General features: G+C 73.3%; 13 protein-coding genes and 1 pseudogene. 6 read left to right on the top strand and 8 right to left on the bottom strand.

Annotated elements, in window-relative coordinates; translation table 11 throughout:
* Positions 1–65: 65 nt before the first annotated feature.
* Positions 66–650: pseudogene (locus ACQPYE_RS16190) on the top strand (LLM class flavin-dependent oxidoreductase); the annotation flags it as partial.
* 136 nt (positions 651–786) lie between these two features.
* Positions 787–2,157 (top strand): oxygenase MpaB family protein, encoded by a 1,371-nt coding sequence (locus tag ACQPYE_RS16185; protein WP_498722106.1) that lies wholly within the window; start codon positions 787–789, stop codon positions 2,155–2,157.
* Positions 2,158–2,175: 18 nt separating this feature from the next.
* Here the strand turns inward: ACQPYE_RS16185 and ACQPYE_RS16180 are convergent, their stop codons facing one another.
* The 3 genes from ACQPYE_RS16180 to ACQPYE_RS16170 all read right to left on the bottom strand — a co-directional run bounded on the left by ACQPYE_RS16180 (position 2,176) and on the right by ACQPYE_RS16170 (position 5,394).
* Entirely contained in the window at positions 2,176–2,508 is a 333-nt protein-coding gene (locus ACQPYE_RS16180) for a YciI family protein (protein ID WP_498722105.1), read from the bottom strand.
* A 142-nt stretch (positions 2,509–2,650) separates the two neighbouring features.
* Positions 2,651–3,655 (bottom strand): zinc-binding dehydrogenase, encoded by a 1,005-nt coding sequence (locus tag ACQPYE_RS16175; RefSeq protein WP_498722104.1) that lies wholly within the window; start codon positions 3,653–3,655, stop codon positions 2,651–2,653.
* A gap of 113 nt (positions 3,656–3,768) precedes the next feature.
* A complete protein-coding gene (locus tag ACQPYE_RS16170; RefSeq protein WP_498722103.1) occupies positions 3,769–5,394 on the bottom strand; it encodes an MFS transporter in 1,626 nt (541 codons plus the stop codon).
* A 119-nt stretch (positions 5,395–5,513) separates the two neighbouring features.
* Here ACQPYE_RS16170 and ACQPYE_RS16165 point away from each other — a divergent pair, with 119 nt between their 5' ends.
* A complete protein-coding gene (locus ACQPYE_RS16165; protein WP_498722102.1) occupies positions 5,514–5,900 on the top strand; it encodes a MarR family winged helix-turn-helix transcriptional regulator in 387 nt (128 codons plus the stop codon).
* Between the two features lie 141 nt (positions 5,901–6,041).
* On the opposite strand, the gene ACQPYE_RS16160 is transcribed toward ACQPYE_RS16165, so the two are convergent.
* The 4 genes from ACQPYE_RS16160 to ACQPYE_RS16145 all read right to left on the bottom strand — a co-directional run bounded on the left by ACQPYE_RS16160 (position 6,042) and on the right by ACQPYE_RS16145 (position 11,565).
* Positions 6,042–7,652 (bottom strand): FAD-binding oxidoreductase, encoded by a 1,611-nt coding sequence (locus ACQPYE_RS16160; RefSeq protein WP_498722101.1) that lies wholly within the window; start codon positions 7,650–7,652, stop codon positions 6,042–6,044.
* A gap of 294 nt (positions 7,653–7,946) precedes the next feature.
* Positions 7,947–8,807 (bottom strand): NAD(P)H-binding protein, encoded by an 861-nt coding sequence (locus ACQPYE_RS16155; RefSeq protein ID WP_498722099.1) that lies wholly within the window; start codon positions 8,805–8,807, stop codon positions 7,947–7,949.
* Positions 8,808–8,886: 79 nt separating this feature from the next.
* Positions 8,887–9,366 (bottom strand): flavin reductase family protein, encoded by a 480-nt coding sequence (locus ACQPYE_RS16150; protein ID WP_498722098.1) that lies wholly within the window; start codon positions 9,364–9,366, stop codon positions 8,887–8,889.
* A 15-nt stretch (positions 9,367–9,381) separates the two neighbouring features.
* Positions 9,382–11,565: an alpha/beta fold hydrolase gene (locus ACQPYE_RS16145; RefSeq protein ID WP_498722097.1), complete on the bottom strand. Its 2,184-nt coding sequence runs from the start codon at positions 11,563–11,565 to the stop codon at positions 9,382–9,384.
* Positions 11,566–11,902: 337 nt separating this feature from the next.
* Between ACQPYE_RS16145 and ACQPYE_RS16140 the strand changes: the two genes are divergently transcribed.
* Positions 11,903–13,096: an acyl-CoA dehydrogenase family protein gene (locus tag ACQPYE_RS16140; protein WP_498722096.1), complete on the top strand. Its 1,194-nt coding sequence runs from the start codon at positions 11,903–11,905 to the stop codon at positions 13,094–13,096.
* A gap of 25 nt (positions 13,097–13,121) precedes the next feature.
* Complete coding sequence (locus ACQPYE_RS16135; protein WP_498722095.1) at positions 13,122–14,654, top strand: aspartate aminotransferase family protein; 1,533 nt, start codon at positions 13,122–13,124, stop codon at positions 14,652–14,654.
* 75 nt (positions 14,655–14,729) lie between these two features.
* On the opposite strand, the gene ACQPYE_RS16130 is transcribed toward ACQPYE_RS16135, so the two are convergent.
* Positions 14,730–17,051: an ATP-binding protein gene (locus ACQPYE_RS16130; RefSeq protein WP_498722094.1), complete on the bottom strand. Its 2,322-nt coding sequence runs from the start codon at positions 17,049–17,051 to the stop codon at positions 14,730–14,732.
* Positions 17,052–17,410: 359 nt separating this feature from the next.
* On the opposite strand from ACQPYE_RS16130, the gene ACQPYE_RS16125 reads away from it, so the two are divergent.
* Complete coding sequence (locus tag ACQPYE_RS16125; protein ID WP_498722093.1) at positions 17,411–20,662, top strand: ATP-binding protein; 3,252 nt, start codon at positions 17,411–17,413, stop codon at positions 20,660–20,662.
* Positions 20,663–21,129: the final 467 nt, after the last annotated feature.

Raw genomic sequence — 21,129 nt, 5'->3', positions numbered from 1 at the left:
CACCCCGGGGTTGACCTGGAGCGCGCTCCAGCCGCTAGCGTCGCGGCCGTCGGTGGCAGAGCAGGCTGGACGTGCTGTCGGGCGGTCGCGCGACGTTGGGCATCGGCGCCGCCTGGTACGAGCGCGAGCACCGGGGGCTGGGCGTGCCGTTCCCGCCGCTGGGCGAGCGCTTCGAGCGGTTGGAGGAAGCGCTGCGGATCTGCCTGCAGATGTGGGACCCGGCGGACAACGGCCCGTTCGACGGCAAGCACTACCGCCTGGCCGAGACGCTGTGCGTGCCCGCGCCGGTGAGCACGCCGCGCCCCGAGATCATGATCGGCGGCAACGGCGAGCAGAAGACCCTGCGCCTGGTCGCCCGCTACGCCGACGCCTGCAACCTGCTGCTCCCGTCGCCCGCCGAGGTGCCGCACAAGCTCGACGTGCTGCGCCGCCACTGCGACGAGCTCGGCCGCGACTACGACGCGATCCGCAAGACCGTCGTGCACCTCGGGGACCTGCCCGGAGACGCCGACGGGTGCGCCGAGGCCCTGGCGGGCTACGCGGACCTGGGCATCGACACCGTCGTCCTGCTGTCGCCGGACGGCGACCAGGCACGCTGGGTCGACCGCGTGCTCGCCCCGATCACCGGCCGCCTGGCCGAGCTCGGCTGACCGGCCACCCTTCCGCCGCGGTGCGCGGGGCCCGGCATCACATCGGGTGGACCGTCGCGGAACGTGTCCTCGTCGTGCCCGCGTGCCGCTAGCGTGGGCCCGGTCTTGTGGGTTCGAACCTGTTCGGAGGTGGCGGATGACGGCCGAGGTGCCGCTGGGACCGGGATCGGCCACGTGGGACCGCCTCGGGCAGTGGCGACTGCTGCTGGTGATCCACCGGTCGCTGCTGCTTCAGGCCGCCCACCCGGCGATCGGCGCGGCCGTGAGCCGCTTCTCCGTCTACAACGCCCGCCCGTGGCGGCGGTTGTTCCGCACGTTGGAGAGCCTGCAGACCTACGTCTACGGCAGTGCTTCGGAGCAGCGCCGCGAGCTGGCCCGGCTCGAACGCCTGCACCGCCGGATGCAGGGCACCGACGACCGCGGCCGGGAGTTCACCGCCGCGGACGTGCAGGCGCGGGCGTGGGTGCACCTGACCCTGTACGACGCGGTGCTGACCGCGCAGCGGCTGGGAGGGGACCCCCTGTCCCCCGAGGAGACCGCCCGGCTCTACACCGAGTGGCGACGCCTCGGTCAGGTCTTCGGCCTGGCCGAGGACGACATGCCCGCCACGCCCGAGGACTTCCGCGAGTACTTCGACCGCACGGTCGCCGACGTGCTGGAGGACAACGCGACGGTCCGGGACCTGCTGTCGGGCAGCATCCACCGGGTCCCGCCACCGCCCGGCCTGCCGATCCCCGCGCTGGTCTGGGCGCCGGTGCGGCACCTCGTGGTCTCCGCCGTCGTCCAGGCCACGGTCGCCACGCTGCCCGAGGTCTACCGCGAACGCCTGCGCCTGACCGTGGTGCCCGGCGCGGACCTGCTCGTGCTCGGCGTGCACCGCGCGGCACGGCTGGCCACGGACCTGCTGCCCAAGCCGTGGCGCTACCTGCCGTTCGCCTCCGCGTCGATCAGGGCGAACGCCGTCAAGCCGTCGTCCCTGGCGGCGCCCACCCCGGAGTCGTTCTTCACCAGCGTCCTGGACCAGACCGGCGACGGCGTGCTGCGGTGGAGCGACCTGCTGGCCATGGCGCGGGAGCTCAGCACCCACCTCGACCTCGACGAGCACGACGAGACCGCCACCCACAACGCCTTCGAGTCGTGGTGGGCGCAGCTGTGCACCGCCACCGGCACGCCACGCGACGGCGCCGTCACCCTCGCCCGCTACCGCAAGGCCCTGACCGACGACCGCTACCCCGGTCCACCCGACCCCGAGCGCGGCTACGGCGCCGTGGCCGCCACCATCCGCCACCTGATCGACCGCGACGCCAACGGCGAGGTCCGGGCGGCCGAGTACACCCGGCTGCTCGACCACAGCCCACGCCGCCACGAGCTCGTCGCGGCCCTGCGCGACCTGGACCACAACGGCGACGGCACGTTGAACAGCGCCGAGTTCGAGACGGCCGTCCAGGACTTCCTCACCGGCCACCGCGACCTGCCCGCCGCCCGCCACCTCCTCGGCCGCGCCTGACCCCGGGACGCCCCGGGCCTACGGCGCCTCCCGCAAGGGCCAGACCTCGACCACCCCGTGCGCCACCGCGCACGGGGTCGCCGAGGCGAGTTCGACGGCCTCCTCCAGCGTGGCCGCTTCGATGATCGCGAACCCGGCGACCGGGAGAGCCGAGGACATGAACGGCCCGCCGTCCACCGTCACGCCGGCGCCGTCGTGGTTCCGCACCTGCGTCGGCGAGCCGGCGATCCCCGTGACGACCCCCATCGCACGCAACCGGGCGTCGTGCGCGTGCGCCTCGTCCCGCACCGCCGCGTCGGTGCGGTCGTACCCTTCCTGGTCGCCGTACCCGATCGTCACGAATTTCGGCATGGCACTCCCCTTCCGGTCGCCGCGGACCCCGCGGACATCGGTCGGAGCGAGCTTGCCACCCCCGCACCGGCTCGGTGCGGTCGTGCGCATCCCGGCCGTCGAACACTCGCCGGCCCGGGCGTCACCACGACTGACCGCACGATCAGAGGCGGACCAGGGTCTTGCCGGTGTTCGCGCCGTTCAGGACGCCGATGAAGGCCTCGACGACGGTGTGGATGCCCTCGGTCGTCGTTTCCGGCATCCGGACGGTGCCGTCCCGCAGCCACGGCTTGGCGAGTTCGGTGAACGCCGGGAGCTTGTCCAGGTGCGAGGTGACCTGCATGCCGCGCAACGTGAGCTCCTTCTCCACGGCCGGGAACAGGTTGTCGGTGGACAGGGTGGCGGTCTTCTCGTTGTAGCCGGAAATCGCGCCGACCAGCGCGGCGCGGCCCCTCGGCTTCAAGGCCGCCAACGCGGCGTCCAGGTGCGCTCCGCCCACGTGGTCCACGTACAGGTCGATGCCGTCCGGCGCGGCGGCCGAGAGGGCGGTGGCGAGGTCTTCCTCGCGGTAGTCGATGCCCACGTCGTAGCCCAGGTGCTCCACCAGCGTCCTGACCTTCGTCGGACCGCCCGCCGAACCGATGACCCTGGTGGCGCCGAGCTTCCGGGCGAGCTGACCGGCCACGCTGCCCACCGCGCCGGCGGCGGCCGAGATGAACACCGTGTCGCCCGGCTCCACCGGCGTCACGTCGGTCAGCACCGCGTACGCCGTCAGGCCCGCGAGGCCGAACAGCCCCAGGTGGGTCTGCGGCGGCACGTCGTCCACGTCGACCACCCGGATCTCGTCCTCGCCCAGCAGCCCGTACTCGCGCCACCCCTGGAAGTGCGCGACCGTCGCGCCCACCGGGACCCCGGCCAGGCCGGTCGCCACGACCTCGCCGATCGCGGCTCCCTCGACGGGACCGTCCAGCGCGAACGGCGGGAAGACCTCGGAGTCGCTGTCGTTGAGCATCAGCCGGATGTACGGGTCGATGGACAGCCAGGTGTTGCGGACCAGGACCTGGCCGGGGCCCGGCTCGGGCACCTCCACCTCGGCCAGGCGGAAGTCCGTCGGACGGGGCGCGCCGTCGGGGCGGGCGACGAGCCGGACCTCGTGAGCGGTGATCATGCTGGTTTTCCTCGTGTGTCTGGGTCCGAGGGAGCCGTGGACCGCGGCGAGCTGGGGTCTCACCGGGTCCACGGCTCCCGGTACGGTCGCGGGGGCTACGTCCAGCTGGGGGACTAGACGCGCTCGATCCGCTCCCGATCGTCGGCTGCCGCACCGGAGGAGTCGGCAGCGTGGTCCTGGGCGGGTTCCTCCGGCTCGGCGGCGCGGGGGGTGGCCGGGACGTCCTTGAGCAGCGTCACCACCAGCACGATCAGCACCAGGGCGACGGCGCCGCTGAAGATCGCCGAGGCGTGGAAGCCGTTCAGGAACGCGTCCCGGGCCGCGGTCGCGACCTCGCCGCCCAGCGGCTGGGGCAGCGTGTCGGCCACGGCCACCGCGCTGCCCAGCGTGTCCCGGACCTGCGTGGCGGCGTCCTCGGTGAGGCCGGCGGGCAGGGTGCCCGCGACGTCGGAGCGGTAGACCGCGACCGAGACGCTGCCGACGATCGCGATGCCGAGCGCCAAGCCGAGGTCGTAGCTGGTCTGGCCGGTGCCCGCGGCGACGCCCGCCTTCTCGGCGGGCACCGAGCCGACCGCGATCCCGGTGCACAGCACGGAGATCGGCGCGACGCCGAACATGACGACGGTGAGGCCGAGGGAGGCCAGCACGCCGCCGCCGTGGCCCTCGCCGGTCGCCCAGATCATCGCGTAGCCGACCAGGGCGACGACCTGGCCGCCGCCGATGACGTAGGCCGGGCGCGCCAAGCGGGCGAACAGGGGGGTGAGCTGCGAGCCGATCATCAGGCCCGCCGCGCTGGGCAGCAGCCACAGCGCCGCCTCCATCGGCGACATCCCGCTGACCAGCTGGAGCAGCTGCGGGACGACGTACTCGACGCCGTTGAGCGCCATCATGCCGAGCAGCAGCGTGACCAGCGCCATGGTGAACGTGCGGTTCGAGAACAGCTTGATGTCGATCATCGGGTCGGGCAGGGAGCGCTGGCGGCGCACGAACAGCGTGCCGAACAGGACGCTCGCCACGACGGCGACGCCGAACGCGAGGTCGAAGCCGCTCTCCGCCGCGTGCTTGATCGCGTAGACCACCGGCAGGATGCCGAGCAGGAACAGCAGCACGCTGAGCAGGTCCAGGCGCCCGGCGTTGGGGTCGCGGTACTCGGGCAGCAGGATCGGCGCGGTCACCAGCGCCAGCACCATGATCGGCACGGCGATCAGGAAGACCGAGCCCCACCAGAAGGTGTTGAGCAGCAGGCCGCCGAGCACCGGGCCGATGCCGAGGCCGACCGACAGCGCGGTGACCCACGCGGCGATCGCGGTGCCCCGCTGCCGGGGGTCGACGAACATGTGGCTGATCAGCGACAGGGTGGAGGGCAGCACGGACGCGCCCGCCACGCCGAGCAGACCGCGCCCGAGGATGAGGATCTCGGCGGTCGGCGCGTAGGCGGTGATCAGCGAGGCGCCGATGAACAGCACCGAGCCGATCATGAGCAGCTTGCGACGGCCGATGCGGTCGCCGAGCGTGCCCATGATGACCAGGAAGCCGGCCGTCATGAAGCCGTAGCTGTCGGTGACCCACAGCAACTGGGAGCTCGTCGGCTGGAGGTCTGCCGTGAGGTAGGGGGTGGCCAGCCACAGCACGCCGAGGTCGGCCGTCATCAGCGCCGTCGGCAGCAGGAGCATCACCAGCCCGAACCACTGCCGCAGCCCGGCACGTGGCTGGTCGGCGGGTGCCGCGTTCGTGGACATCGGACGGGTTCCTTTCCGGAGTGCGTTCGCTTGATGACCCAAAGTAATGTGTCATGACATATGATGTCAAGGCATTATATGTCATGACACGAATTGCTAGCGCATGTTAACCTCTGGTCATGGAGGCTGCGACCGACGTGCTCGCCACCTGGCGGAGGCTGCTGACCACGTACAACGACGTCGCCAGCCAGTTGGACCAGGTGCTCCAGACCGCCCACGGCCTCAACCTGAACGAGTTCGAGACCCTCGACCGGCTGATCGAGCCGGGCACCGAGTACCGGCCGATGAAGGACCTCGCCCAGGACATGTACCTCAGCCAGAGCGCGCTGTCCCGGACCGTCGCCCGGCTGGAGCGGGACGGGTTGGTCGAGCGCAAGCTGTGCGAGAGCGACCGGCGCATCGTCGACGTGAGCGCCACGGACCTGGGCCGCAAGCGCCACGCCGAGGCCGCCGCGACCCGGCTCGGCGTGCTCGTGGAGCACTTCGACCCCGACCCGGCGCGCTGATCACGCCGCGCACGCCACCACCGGTCGAACCCACACCCCCATGCAACACCACCCGGATCACCCGGCGGTCATCCGCGACTCATCACGCCGGCACCACGTCGGCGGCGGGCGCGCACGGCCGGCACACCGGGTGACCGGTCGTCAGCGGGCGCGCACCGCCAGCGCGTGGGAGAACAGGCCGAGCGGGTCGTAGGTCGCCTTCGCCCGCTGGAGCCGGGGGTAGCCGTCCTTGAAGTACAGCTCGTGCCACGGGGTGCCCGAGGTGTTGATCGCCGGGTCGGCGATGTCGGCGTCGGAGTAGTTGATGAAGCAGCCGTCGGTGACGCCGCCGACCGCGGGCACTCCCCCGGTCGCGGCGTAGACGTCGGCGTAGAACTCGCGGACCCACCGCACGTGCTTCTCGTCCTGCGCCGCGTCGGTCCACAGCGAGACGTAGAGCATCTTGACGACCGAGTCGCGCTGCGCGGTGGCGGTCTCGCCGTCGCCGACGGCGTTGATCCGGCCGCCGTACGCGGCGATCACCACGGTGGCCGCCGGGTTGTCGTAGTCGTCCCGGGTGAGGTGCCGGTAGAACGCCCGCGCCTGCTCCTGCGGGAACGCCTTGCGCAGGTACGCCGACTTCGCCTTCCACCGGGGCATGGCGGCGGGCACGAAGCCGAACCACTCCTTGACCGCGTACGTCCACGGCACGGTGGTGCGGTCGTTCACCTTGTACCGCACGCCGGTCCCCTCGCCCACAGCCGCGAGGAACGTGTCGAGCAACCCTTGGGCGTTCGGCGCGGACGCGTCGACCTGCGTGCTCATGGTGAACCCGCCCGCCGCCTTGTGCGCGGGCTTGAGCTGGCTGAACAACGCCGTGTACGGCGAGTCCGGCCCGGAGTTGCGCTCGAAGAACCCGGTGTAGTTGCGCAGGATGCGGGTGAAGGAGCGCTCGTCGAGGTCGGCCCACGACCAGCCGACGTCGGACACGATCAGGTTCGGGGGCGGCGTGGGCAGCTGCCGCTCCGGCGGCAGGTCGGCGGTGCCGGGGGTGCGCAGCCAGTACCGGGTGACGATGCCGAACGTGCCGCCGCCGCCTCCCGTGTGCGCCCACCACAGCTCGCGGTTCGGGTCGCCGGGGTCGCTGGTGGCCACCACCTTGCGGACGCGGCGGTTCCGGTCGACCACCACGACCTCCACCGCGTGGAGGTGGTCGACGGTCAGGCCGTGCAGGCGGGACAGGGCGCCGTACCCGCCGCCCGCGATGTGGCCGCCGGCGCACACCGTCGGGCACGTGCCGCCCGGCATCGTGACGTTCCAGCCCCGGTGCAGCTTCCGGTAGATGGTGCCCAGGTTGGCGCCGGGCTGGATGCCGAACGCCTTGCGGCCCGGGTCGTAGGAGACGTCGTCCATCAGCGCCAGGTCGATCAGCACCGGCGCGTCGTTGCTGGAGAAGTCCTCGTTGCAGTGGCCGCCGCTGCGCACGGCTATCCGGCGGTCGCTGCGCAGCGCCTCGCGCACCGCCCAGACCACCTCGTCGGCGGAGCGCACCAGGCGGACGCACTCGGGCGAGGCGACCCAGCGCTGGTTCGAACCGGTGAGCAGGCCCGCGTAGCGGGGGTCGTCGCGCAAGACGGTCATGGGGACGTCGGCGCCCGGGGCGGCGGGCGCCGGGTCGGCCACCGCCGCCGCGCCGAGTGACGGCAGGGCGACCGCGACACCCCCGGTGACCGCCGTGTGCCGGAGGAAGTTCCGGCGGGACAGTGCGGACATGCTCGTTGACCTCCGGTCGAAGCGATTGGGCGGCCAAAACTAACCAGACGCCTCTCACTGGCCGGTAATCCGAACGAGCGAACCCGAAGGTATATATGTGACTGCGTGTCAACTCCTTTCGCGGCACGTTGGTCCACCCTCCCCGACTGTCACCGGAGACAGGCCCCGATCGGGCGAAACGGACTGACTATCCGCAATCGGACCGGGCGAGCTTCCCCGACCATGCGAACGGGGGCGCCCGGCGGACCGGGCGCCCCCGTTCGGGAAGGCGGACTGCTGGTGTGCGGGCGACTCCTAGGCGCGCCAAGCGTCCCGCGCGGCGGCGGCGAACGCGGTGAAGTCGCGCGGTTCGCGCCCCAACGCCTGCCGCACGCCGTCGGCGAGGACTCCCTCGTCGCCGCGGCGGATCGGGGCGAGGGCGTCGGACCACCCCGCCGCGTCCGACGGCGACCAGCCCGCCTCGACCAGTTCGGCGACGAACTCCTCCTCGGACAGCGGCACGTACTCCGCCCGCGGGCCGGACGCCTCGGCGATCTCGGCCAGCGCCTCGTGGAAGGTCAGGGCACGCGGCCCGGTCAGGTCGTAGACCCGACCCGAGTGACCGTCCTCGGTCAGCGCCGCGGCCGCCACCTCGCCGATGTCCTCGGCGTCGACGAACGCCGCCGAGCCGTCGGCCGCGGCCAGCCGCAGCTCACCGCGCAGCACGTCGTCGCGGAAGAAGCCCTCGTCGAAGTTCTGCATGAACCACCCCGGCCGCAGCACCGTCCAGTCCACATCGGACTCCCGCAGCGCCTTCTCGCCGTCGAGGTGGGTCGCGGTGCCCGGGTTGTCCACCCCGTAGTAACCGGGCACGTCCACGCCCCGCGCCGAGAGCAGGGTGAAGCGGCGCACGCCGGCGTCGATCGCGGCGGCGACGAACTCCCCCGTCGGCGACACGTCGTCCATCGGCACGACGTGCACGGCGCGGACCCCGGCCAGGGCCGGCGCCCAGGTGTCGCGGTCGGTCCACGAGAACGCCACGTCGGCGTTGCGGCGGGCCGCCACGCGGACGGTCGCGCCGCGCGCCCGCAGGTGCGACACCACTCGCTTGCCGGTCTTGCCCGTGCCGCCGACCACGAGGATCGGGGCGTCTGCGGTCGTTGCTGCTCTCTCCACGGCCCCGACCGTATCGACGTCGCGCGCACCGCTCGCGCCGGGCGGTCACCGGCCGGTAATCGGAGCAGTTCACAGCGGGTCAAGCGCGGTGCGGGCGGGTGAACGCGCGGTTGTGGTAGATGAGCGGGGTCCGGTCGAGGGTGACCGCCTCCTCGACCAGCCCCACCAGGATGCTGTGGTCGCCGCCGTCGAGCACGGCGTGCGCCGAGCACGCCAGCCGCGCCGCCGCGTCCACCAGGCCGGGCAGCCCGCGCTCGCACTCGGTCATCACCGCGCCCTCGAACTTGTCCTCGCTCGGCCGGGCGAAGTGCCGGGCCAGCTCCGCGTGGTCGTGCGCGAGGACGTTGACGGTGAACGACTTGGCCGCGGCGAACGCCGGGTGGGACGACGAGGTGCGGGACAGGCACACCAGCACCAGCGGCGGGTCCAGCGACAGCGAGCAGAAGGAACTGGCGGTGAAGCCCCGCGGTCGGCCCGATTCGTCGATGGTCGTCACCACGGCCACCGGCCCGGCGACCGACGCCATGGCGGAGGTGAACGTCTTGGGATCCGTGGGCATGCTGCGCTCCGATGCTCAGGCGTCGGTCGCGGACGGGTTCGGCCGGTCGCCGCGCGCCAGCGCCACGACCTCCTCGGCGACCAGCGCGGGGAACTCCTGCGGCTGCCAGTGCGAAGCGGGGGCCGGGAGGGTCACCACCCGGTAGGGGGCGCCGACGTAGTCGGCGGTGCGCTCGGCGGCCATCGTGCTGACCGAGGCGTCGGCCTCGCTCCAGATGAACGTCGTCGGCACGGTGATCTTGCCCAGCCGGCTGGAGCCGTCGAGCAGCACGCCCGTGCGGTACCAGTCGAGCGCGGCGTGGAACGTGCCGGGCTGGGTGTGGAAGCGGAGGTAGCGGGCCTGCTGCTCGGGGGTGAGCGCGTTGTCGTGCAACGCGAGCAGGCCGCGCAGCCGGGCGGCGTCGTCGGCGAGCCACGCCTCGGTCGAGCCGGGCGCGGTGAAGCTGTCGATGTAGGACGAGGCGAGCTGCTGCTCGGCGTCCACCTTGTAGGCGTCCTGGTAGGCGTCCAGGTGCGGGAACGCGGTGGCGGTCAGCGTGCGCACCCGCTCGGGGTGGTGGGCGGCCAGGTACCAGGCGACGATGGCGCCCCAGTCGTGGCCGACGACGTGCGCCGACGACACGCCGAGCGCGTCGAGCAGGTCGAGCACGTCGCCCGCGAGCAGCGGCAGCCGGTAGTCCTCGACCCGCTGGGGGCGGGCGCCCGCCGAGTAGCCGCGCTGGTTGGGCGCGATGGTCCGCAGGCCCTGGGCGTGCAGCAGCGGCTCGACGTCCTGCCAGGAGCGGAAGTTGTGCGGGAAGCCGTGCAGGAGCACGACCGGGTCGCCGTCCTCCGGGCCCGCGAGCCGGACGTCGAACACCAGGTCCCGCACGGGGATCCGCTCGACGCGCCCGGTGTCCCGCCGCTCGACGAGGGCCGCGATGTCCGGTCCGGCCAGCGACTGCGCCGGGTCGACCAGGCTCACCACGCGGATGTAGGCGATCGCCACTTCGTCGTAGCGGGTCGCGGCGGCCAGGACCGCGGCGGCGGCCCGCGCGGCGGGGTCGTCGGGGTCGACCTGCCCGGAGCGGGCCAGGTCGTTGCCGGTGGCCATCGCCCAACAGCCGTCGACGGCCTTCGCCGCCACGTCGGCGAAGTAGGCGACGGCGTCCAGGGTGGGCCGGGCGAGGTGCTCGCGCAGCACCAGCGACTCCAGCACCGCGACGGTCATGCCCTGCGCGTAGGTCGGGTTGAAGCTGCACACCGCGTCGCCGATGACCACCATGCCCTCGGGGAACGCGGTCAGGCGCTCGTAGCGGCGGCGCAGGCCCGCCGGGAAGCGGTAGGTGGCGAACTCGTCGACCGGGGTGCCCTGCGCGACGGCGTCCGCCACGTCCGGGGCCGACAGGGAACGCAGGAAGCCGGTGAAGCCCTCCTCGTCGGAGCTGGGCAGGTCGCCGTTCATGCCGTAGGCGGTGACCACGACCCGGCCCCCGTCGACCCGGGCGCACACCGCGCCACGCGGGCTCGCGGGCGTGGCGACCACGTGGATCGACACGTCGCCGCCCATCGCGGCGGCGGGGATGTCGTAGTGCCGGGTCGTGTACCCGACGCCGATCTTGAAGGTCTCCTCCTCGACCGGCTCGTAGCCCCACGACGACAGCCACGTCGGGGTGCGGGCGCTGCGGCCACCGGCGTCCACCACCAGGTCGGCGGCGACGTCCTCGGTGTGCTCGCCGGTCCGCACGCGCACCCCGGTGACGCGGCGACCGCCGTCGGTCCCGACCGTGGTCGGCTCCAGCACGTCGCTGCCGCCGCGCACGGTCACGTTGGGCAGCGCCTCGACCCGGGCGCGCACCACCCGTTCCAGCAGCGGCCTGCTCGCGGAGACCATGCGCAGCCCCGACACGGGCTGCCGCAGCGCCGCGCCGTCGAACACCCACCGCACGTCACCGGTCAGGTCGCCCTCGGCGGCGCCGGCACCGGTGAAGTCCGCCGTGACGCCGGGGAACAGCTCTTCGATGACCTCCAGTCCCTTGGCCAGCAACCCGTGCACGTGCCGGCCGTGCGGCACGCGCTTGCGGGGCTCGTCGGTGTCGCGCAGCTCGTCCCGGTCCAGCACGACCACCTCCCGGAACGACTCGGCGAGCACGCGGGCGGCGAACAGTCCCGCCATGCCCGCGCCGAGGACGACCGCACGGTCACGACCTGGATTTCCCACGACTTCTCCTCCGCGTCGATCGGTTCGGTGTGGACCGGTTGTGCCGGCGGCGGGAGCCCGCCCGGACAACGAGCCCGTCCGGAACGTTGCCGGCCCTGGACAACTGCCCGCTCATCCCCGTCTCTTCGCCCCGACCCCGACGCGGAATGACCGCCCGTAGAGCCAGGGATGACCTTCGTCACCGGCGGCCGACTTACTCTCGTCGCGTCCGCGGAGGCAGACCCGCTCGAGGTGGGCCGCTTCGTCCCGACGCCGTCCCGACGCCGTTCCGGCACGAACAAGCGCACGGCGCCCGCCGTCCGGCCGTCGCACACCACCGGTCAGAGAAGGAGCAGCCATGACAGCAACGCAGCAGGAGTCCGCGCACCGGAACTCGGCACCACCGGGGGAACTCGTCGCCCGCGCCCGCGACCTGGTGCCGCTGCTGCGGTCCAACCTCGCACGGACCGAGGAGCTGGGCAACCCGACCCCGGAGAACCTCAAGGCGCTCAGCGAGGCGGAGCTGTTCCGGCTCACCACGCCGCCTTCCTACGGCGGGCTGCACCCGAGCATGCGCACCCAGGTGGAGATCATCGCCGAGGTGGGTCGGGGCTGCGCGTCCACCGGCTGGATCGTGGCCAACCACGCCGCGTCCACCGAGTTCACCCTGATCCTGACCGAGGAGGCCACCGACAAGGTCTTCGGCGACAACCCCGACGCGATCATGCTGTCGGCGGGCTGCACGCCGGACTCGCGCGCCGAGCGGGTGCCGGGCGGCCTGCGGGTCACCGCGACCGCGCCCTACGCGTCGGGCTGCGAGATCTCCGACTGGGCCCTGCTCATCGGCATCCCGCTGTACGAGGGCGAGCGCCGGATCGGCGCGATCACCTGCCTGGTGCCGCTGACCGACGCCACGGTGAGCCGCACGTGGGACGCGGCGGGCATGCGCGGCACCGGCACGCACAAGATGGCCGTCGCCGACGTGTTCGTGCCCGACATGCTGGCGCAGGTGGTGGAGAAGGAGGACCTGAGCCGGTTGGAGGAGCTGCTGTCGCCGACGGACCTGGTGCGGGGCAACCTGCACTCGTTGTCCGCGCTCGTCGGCGGCGCCTGCGGCGTGCTCGACCTGGTCCGGGAGAACCTGGACCGGGGCAAGGGGATCATCTACTCCAGCTACCGGCGGGCCGCCGACTCCCCCACCATCCAGCTGTACTTCGCCGAGGCGACGCACCTGATCGACACGGCCCGGCTGCACATGCTGCACGTGGCCGACGAGTTCGACGCGGTGCTGCCCGGCGAGGAGATGCCGCGCCTGGCACGCGCCCGTGCCCGGATGCACTCCTCCTCCGCGTTGCGCAGCGCCCGTGACGGCGTGCAGAAGGCCTTGGACGTCGCGGGCACCAGCGGTTTCGCGATGGCCAACCCGTTGCAGGTCTACTGGCGCGACCTCGAGGTCGGCAGCCGGCACGCGATGCTCGGCACGCCGATGATCGCCGAGGACTACGCCCGCGCGCTGCTCGACGTCGGACCCACGATCACCCAGTACCACTGACCCCGGACTGGAGCCACGATCCACCATGGACGACGACTTGGACCTCGCCGAGCCCCTGTTGCTGGGCTGGCTGGAATCGGTGCACCTCGACGCGCACTACACGCGGGCCGCCGGCGACCACCTGTACCGGCTCGACGAGCACGGGCGGGAGGTGGCCGTGGTGGACTTCGCCGGGGGCTACGGCTCGCTGCTGCTCGGCCACAACCACCCGGAGCTCGTGGCCCTGGCGCGTGACCTGCTCGCGGGCGGCGTGCCGGTGCACGCGCAGTTCTCCCGCCACCCGTACGCCCGGGACCTCGCGCGCGAGCTCAACCGCGTGCTGCACCGCGAGCACGGCGACGACGAGCCGTACTCGGCGATCTTCGCCAACAGCGGCGCCGAGGCGGTCGAGGCCGCCGTCAAGCACGCCGAGCTGGACCGGGTGCTCAAGGTCGGCGCGCTGCGGTCGGCGATCACGGCGAACGTGGAGGCGGCCCGGGCGGCGGTCGAGGCGGGCACCGCGGTGTGCGACGAGGACTTCGAGTCCTTCGCGGCGCGCGTCGAGGCGACCAACGCGGAACGCGCGGCGACCCGGCCGGTCCTGTTCGCCCTGGAGGGCGGCTTCCACGGCAAGCTGGTGGGCAGCGTGCAGCTCACGCACAACACCGCCTACCGCAACCCGTTCGCCGCGCTCGGCCTGACGACCCGGTTCGTGGCCGTCGACGACCTGACGTCGCTGCCGAAGCTGTTCGACGAGGACCGGGTCGACCTGCTCGACGTGGAGGTGCGCGACGGCCGGGTGGTGCTCGTGCCCCGACCGCTGCCGGTGTTCTGCGCCTTCGCCGTGGAGCCGGTGCAGGGCGAGGGCGGCATCCACGTGCTGGACCGGCGTTCCGCGCAGCTGATCCAGGCCGCCTGCGCCGAGGTCGACTGCCCGGTCCTGGTGGACGAGGTGCAGAGCGGCCTCGGGCGCACGGGCACGTTCCTGGCCGGTTCGGCGGTCGGTCTGCGCGGCGACTACTACGCGCTGGCCAAGAGCCTGGGCGGCGGGATCGCCAAGGCGGCCGTGATGCTGGTCCGCGCGTCCCGCTACCGCGGCGAGTTCGAGCTGGTGCACAGCTCCACCTTCGCCAAGGACGCGTTCTCCACGACCATCGCGCTCAAGGTGCTGGAGCTGCTGGAGGCCGACGACGGCGCGCTGTACCGGCGGGCCGCCGAGCGCGGGGCGCGGATCACCTCCGCCCTGGAGTCGGTGCGCGCGGACTTCCCGGACGTGGTGGTCGACGTGCGCGGCCGCGGTCTGATGCTGGGCCTGGAGTTCGCCGACCAGTCCGGGTCCGCCGACGCGGCGATCCGCGAGCACGACGCGGGCGGCACCCTCGGGTACGCCATCGCGGGCCTGCTGCTGCGCCGGCACCGGGTGCGGACGTTCCCGACCGCCAGCTCGCCCAACACGCTGCGGTTCGAGCCGTCGGTGTTCATCGGCGACGCCGAGGTCGACCAGCTCGCCGACGGCCTGCGCGACGCGTGCGCGGTGCTGCGCGCCCAGGACGGCGAGGCGCTGCTCGGTTCCGGCTGACCCGCGCTGTCGTGGGGCCCGCCCTGCTGCCGGGCGGGCCCCGCGTCGTCCGCGGGGTCGGACGACCGGCCGTGCCTAGGCCACCAGCTCGTCGCAGTCCGGGAGCACCGGGACGACGGCGGGCGCCGGGGTGGTGAACGAGTGCCCCGCCGGCACCGGCAGGGCGTCGACCAGCATCAGCACCCGCATCGCCGCGCGCCGGTGCGGTAGCCGGTCCTGGTCCGTCAGGCTGGTGCGGATGCGGCACGGCGGCGTGGCGATCCGCCGCCGGCGCACGCCCGCGACGACCATGTCGGCCAACCGGTCGATCGCGGAGTCGGACAGCGGCGTCAGCGTGATCGTGGTCGCGTGCGGCAGTCCCGCGCCCCAGTCCGGCCGCCGGCGCAGCAGTTCGGGCCGGGCCGCGAGCATCAGGATCAGCGTCGGGTGCCCGGGGTCGGCGATCAGCCCGGTGAGGAAGTCCAGCACCGGGTCGCCCAGCTCGTGCGCGTCGTCGACGAACACCACCAGCGGGCGCTCGGCGGCCACCGCCCGCAGCAGCACGGCGCCCGCCGCCAGCGCGGAGGTCACCGACGCCGGGGTGGGCGGGACGTCGTCGGTGCGGGTGACCACGTCGGTCAGCGCCGCCACCACCTGCTCGGCTTCGGCCAGGTCCACCACGTGGGTGGTGGCCAGCGCGCGCAGCGCCTCCACCCGGGACACGGACTGGTCCGTCGCGCACAGCGTCAGCAGCAGGTCGCGCAGCGGTCCGTAGGGCGAGCTCGCCGAGTCGGGGCCGGCCACCAGGAACTCTATGGTGTCCCACTTGGCGATGGCCCGCCGCTCGAACTCCAGCACCAGCCTGCTCTTGCCCACCCCGGGCCCGCCGAGCACGGTGATCAGCTGCGACACGTCGCGGTGCCACGACCGGTCGATGATGCCGCTCAGCATGTCCAGCTCCCAGTCCCGGTCCACGATCGGGATGGACTGGTGGGCCACCGAGTGCCAGTGCGCGGACCGGATGCGGCTGCCGCCCGCTCCCGGCGAGGGCGGACCGTAGGCGGCCGAACCGCCGGTCAGCCCGCGGGTCGTGGCGCACGCCCGCGCGGTGCCCGGCGCGGTGCGGGCCAGCAGCGCCTGGCACGAGTCGACCACCGGGCCGGTGATCACCAGCCGGTCGTCGACCGACCTGGGCAGCGTGAACAGCACCGCGTCGCCGGTCGCCACGGCCACCCGCACCGAGATCCGGTCGTTCGCGGGCGCCAGCACGGCCAGCGCCGCCGAGACCACGCGCTGGGCCGCCGCCAGGTCCTCCCGGCCCGCGAACCACGCCATCGGGGCGCTGCCCGAGCCCGCCGCGATCGTGCCGCCGAGCAGCTCGACCACGTGCTGGAACGTGGCGCGGAACGCCGCGATGGCCCGGTCCAGCCGCACCTGGTCCCGCTCGCCCTCGGCCGTCACCGACACCTGCGCCATGAGCACGCTCAGCTCCTCGCGGCGCGGCGCCGGCGCGACGTCACCGTGCCCGGCCGGCGCGGGGACCGAGACGACGTGGACCTGCTTGCGCGACGCCGGCACGGACGACAGTGGCTGGGGAGGGCGGTCGGCCGTGTTCACCACCGCGCGCAGGCCGTTCGACGTGCCGCCGCCCGCCGCCACGCGCGCGGCGGTGACCCGACCCGCCACCACCGGCTCGCGCGGTTCCAGGCGCAGCGACTCGTCGTGGCGCAGGATGGCGCTCTGGAGCTCCTGCAACGCCACACCGGGCACGAGGCCGAGGTCCTCCACCAGGCGGTCGCGCATCCGCTTGTAGACGTCCAGCGCGTCGGTCTGCCTGCCGCACCGGTACAACGCGAGCATCAGCTGACCGCACAGCCGCTCGCGCAGGTTCTCCTGCTCCGCGGTGGTCTCGATCTCGCGCAGCACCGCGTGGTGCCTGCCCCGACCGAGTTCGGCGTCGAAGTAGTCCTCCAGGGCGTCCACCCGGGCGCTCTCCACCGCCGCCAGCTCCGGCCAGCCGAACCCCGCCTCCACGAGGTCGGCGAGGACCGCGCCGCGCCACAGCCCCAGCGCGCGGGCGAGCGATTCACCCGCCCGGTCCAGCAGGCCCGCGCTCAACTGCGCGTGACCCTCGGCCGCCAGGTGGTGGAAGTGGTGCAGGTCGATCAGCTCGGGTTCCAGTTGGAGCACGTAACCGGGCGGCCGTGTGACCAATGACACGCGATCCGCGGCCGGTACTTCGGGGGTCAGCACACCCCGAAGTCCCCAGATCGCGTTGTGCAGGATCTTGCGCGCCGAGTTGGGCGTCTCGCCCGATGGCCAGAGGATGTCCAGCAATTCGCTCGTCGACACCACGCGGTTGGCGTTGAACAGCAGGTACGCCAACGCCGCGCGTTGTTTCGTGCCGTGGACGTCCACCTGGTCGCGGCCATCCGTTAACTCAAGCGGCCCCAGTACACGAAATCTCATGCGCACTTCCTCCCCCGGCGAGCATGACGGAACACCCCGGACCGAATTGGTGCCGAGGCCGACATATCCGGTGACGCCGTGCCGTGGTGCCCGCTGCGCGGGGAAGACCCTGCTCCCGACCGGTGTTCCGGCCGGTCAGAGCCCTCGCCAGGCGATCCGCCGACACTCCGTCGCAGTTCTGCGCGCACCCGGCAGGTACCTCCGTCCACCACACTGACCCAACGCGCTTGTGGGACACTTTCGATCGACTTTCGATGCTCTTGGGGGCAGGGCGCGAACCGGTTTGGGGGTGTGCCATAAGCGACCGCGTGCGAGTGCGCTTCGGGGTGCTCGGACCACTGGAGATGCGCACGGAGCGTGACGAGGTCGTGCCGGTCAGGGAGGCGAAGGTCCGCGCCCTGCTGGCCGCGCTGCTGGCCGGGCAGGAACGCGCCGTGTCGGCCGACCGGCTGATCGAGCTGCTGTGGCCGGACTCGTCGCCGGCGAACCCGACCGCGTCCCTCCAGGTGAAGGTCTCCCAGCTGCGGCGGGCCCTGGACCAGGCGTGCGACGGCGGGCGGGCGCTGCTCGGCTCGACACCGGCCGGGTACGTGCTGGCGGTGCCCGCCGAGGACGTCGACTTCCGGCTGTTCGACCAGCTGGCGGCCCGCGCGCTGGCCCTGGAGCCGCCGGCCGAGCGGGTGGCGGCGTTGGACGGGGCGCTGGCGCTGTGGCGGGGCACGGCGTTCGACGGGTTCGCCGACGACCCGTCCATCTCGGCGCTGGCGTTCGGGCTGGAGGAGCAGCGGCTGGTGGTGCTGGAGGAACGCGCGCACGCCCGGCTGGGGCTGGGCGAGCACCAGTCGATCATCGGTGAGCTGACGGAGCTGGTCGAGCGGTACCCGCTGCGGGAGCGGCTGCGCGCGGCGCACCTGCTCGCGCTGTACCGCAGCGGGCGGGCGGTGGAGGCGCTGCGGCTCTACGACACGCTGCGCGGCCAGCTGGCCGAGGAGTTCGGCATCGACCCCGGCCCGGAGCTGGTCCGGCTGCACCACGCGATGCTCCAGCAGGACCGGGAGCTCCAGGCGGGCGCGGACCGGCCGGTGACCGTGCGCGGCAGCAACCTGCCGGTGCCGCTGACCGGGCTCGTCGGCCGCACCAGGGTGCTGCCCCTGATCCGGGAGACCCTCGCCGCCCACCGCCTGGTGACCCTCGTCGGTCCGGGCGGGGTGGGCAAGACCAGGCTCGCCACGGAGGTGGCGCGCGGGCCGGACGAGCACTCCGTCGACGGCACGTGGGTGGTCGAGCTGGCCGGGCTGCCGCCCGCCGGCGCGGGCGGGGCGGACGACCTGGCCGAGGCGGTGGCGGCGGCGCTGGACCTGCGCGAGGAGCCGGCCCTCGACCGCCGCGCGGAGCCGCCGGCCGCGACTGAGCGGCTGGTGTCCATCCTGCGGGACAAGCGGACGCTGCTGGTGCTGGACAACTGCGAGCACGTGCTCGCCGCGTGCGCCGAGCTGGTGCTGGTGCTGCTGGCCGGCGCGCCCGGCCTCCGGGTGCTCGCCACCAGCCGCGAGCTGCTGGGCGTGGTCGGCGAGCAGTTGATCGAGGTGCCGCCGCTCGACCTGCCCGCGCCGGGCGCGCCGGCCGCGGTGATCCCCCGGTTCAGCAGCATCGAGCTGTTCCTGGACCGGGCGGCGTCGGCGGTGCCGGGGTTCCGGCCCCGGCCGGGCGACCTGGAGACCGTGGCGGCGATCTGCCGCCGGCTGGACGGCATCCCGCTGGCGATCGAGATGGCGGTGGCCCGGGTCCGCGCGCTGGGCCTCGACGAGCTGCTGGCGCGGTTGGACGACCGGTTCCGGGTGCTGGGCGTGGCGCGGCGCGGCGTGCCCGCCCGGCAGCAGACGCTGCGCGCGATGATCGACTGGAGCTGGGACCTGTGCACGGAGCCGGAACGGCTCGTGCTGGCCCGGCTGTCCACCCACGCGCAGGGCTGCGAGCTGGAGGCCGCCGAGCACACGTGCGCGGTGGGCGCCATGGAGCCCGCCGACGTGCTGCCGCTGCTGAGCCGGCTCGTGGACCGGTCGCTGGTGGTGGTCTACGAGCACGCCGGCAAGCAGCGCTACCGGCTGCTGGAGTCGATGGCCGAGTACGGCAGGCAGCGGCTGGAGGAGTCCGGCGACGCCGAGGCCGCCCACACCGCCCACGCCGAGCACTACACGGGGCTGGTCGCCGCCTCGAAGGAGGAGCTGTACGGGCCGTGCCAGCACGACGTGCTCCAACGGCTGGACGTGGAGGCGGCCAACCTGGAGCGCGCGCTGCACACGTGGCTGCGGCTGCGGCGCTGCGACCTGGTGATCCGGCACGTCAACTCGCAGACCTGGTACTGGTTCCTGCGCGGGCGGCTGTCGGAGGCGCACCGGCGGTTGCAGCTGGTGCTCGACGCCACGAAGGCCGTCGGGCCGACGCTGAACCGGGCGGAGACGCTGGTCTGGCACCGCGGCTTCGCGTTGCTGACCACGGGGGCGGAGCCACCCGGCCCGGTGGCGCCCGACCCCGAAGAGCTGGCCGCGGCGCCCGACGGGCTGGCTCGGGCGTGGTGGTTCCTCGCGTACGCGCGCTGGACGGTGGGCGCGTTCACCGAGAGCGAGAAGCTCAACGCCGTGGTGTTACCGCACTTCCGGGCGCGAGGCGACCGGTGGGGCACGGCGGCCTCCGTGGCCACCGACGCGGCGCTGGCCACCGGCCGGGGCGACCTGCGCGCGCTGGACACCGCCGCGACGGAGTGCGTGGAGCTGTTCGAGGCGCTCGGCGACGGGTGGGGGCTGCTGAGGTCCACCGACCTGCTGGGCGTGCTGGCCGAGATCCGGGGTGACCGCAGGCGGGCCACCCGGCTGCACGAGGAGGGCCTGCGGATCGCCGCCGACCTGGGGCTGTGGGGCGAGACCGCGCGCAAGCTGGCGATGCTGGGTCGCATGGCGCTGCTGGCCGGCGACTACCCCACCGCCGACGACCTGCACGAACGCGCGGCGGCGCTGGCCAAGCAGCAGGCCAACATGCCGTGGCAGGCGTTCGCCGAGACGGGGCTCGCCATCAGCTACCGGCGGCAGGGCAGGTTGGACGAGGCGGAGGCGTTGCTGGAGCGGCTCGTGCCCCGGATGGAGCGGATGAACGCGCTCAACGGACTGGCGCTGACGCTGGCCGAGCTGGGGTTCGTGGCCGAGCAGCGCGGCGACGCGGCCACCGCGCACGTCCACCACCGGTCGGGGCTGGACGCGGCGCTGGCGACCGGTGACCGGCGGGCCGTGGCGCTGGCCGTGGAGGGCCTGGCCGGCGCGCACCGGGTCGGTGGCAGCCCGGACACCGCGGCACGACTGCTCGGCGTCGCGCGGGCGGTCCGGGACGCGCTGGACGCGCCCCTACCCGCGGAGGAGCGGCAGGACGTGGACCGCATCACCTCGGCCGCGCGGGACGTGCTCGGTGTGGCGCTGTTCGGCGAGCTGACCGCCGCCGGCGAAGCCGCCGAACGCGACCGCGCGGCAGCCGACAAGGACTTCCTCTCCACCCACGTCGACCTGCTCTGACCACCCCGCGCACCGCCGCCGCACGAGGGTCGGATGTGCGGCGGCGGAGAGCGGTCGGCGGCGGGTGCGGAGGGCCGCGGGTGGCGTGCCGCGTCGCGATCCAGGACGGTCACCCGAGGTGGCCGGCCGAGGACACACTTCCGGGCCATTGTCCAGCGCATCCCGCACAACGGACCGGCGAACATCTCGGTGACGCAATTCAACAGCCGTTCGGCCTCGGCCGCCCGGAGTTTACCGACGGCCGGGTCCCCATTACCGTCGTGCGGCTGTCGAAACCTCCCCGGCCTACGGCTTCCCGAATCACCGGACGAATGTGCTCTCACCACTCGGTAATGCCCCGGTCAGCCTTCGGACCCATTACTACCCAGTGAGTGGGGTATTACCCCGGCAGGCACCCGCGCTGGCAACCTGAACCGCATTCGAGCGGAATCCACCGCCGACGTGCGTGGCTATTCCCATTCGATTCG

Source organism: Actinosynnema sp. CA-299493 (assembly GCF_050946825.1).
Taxonomy (GTDB): Bacteria; Actinomycetota; Actinomycetes; order Mycobacteriales; family Pseudonocardiaceae; genus Actinosynnema.
Note: the sequence above shows the minus strand (reverse complement) of the source record. Positions and strands in the feature narration are given on the sequence as shown.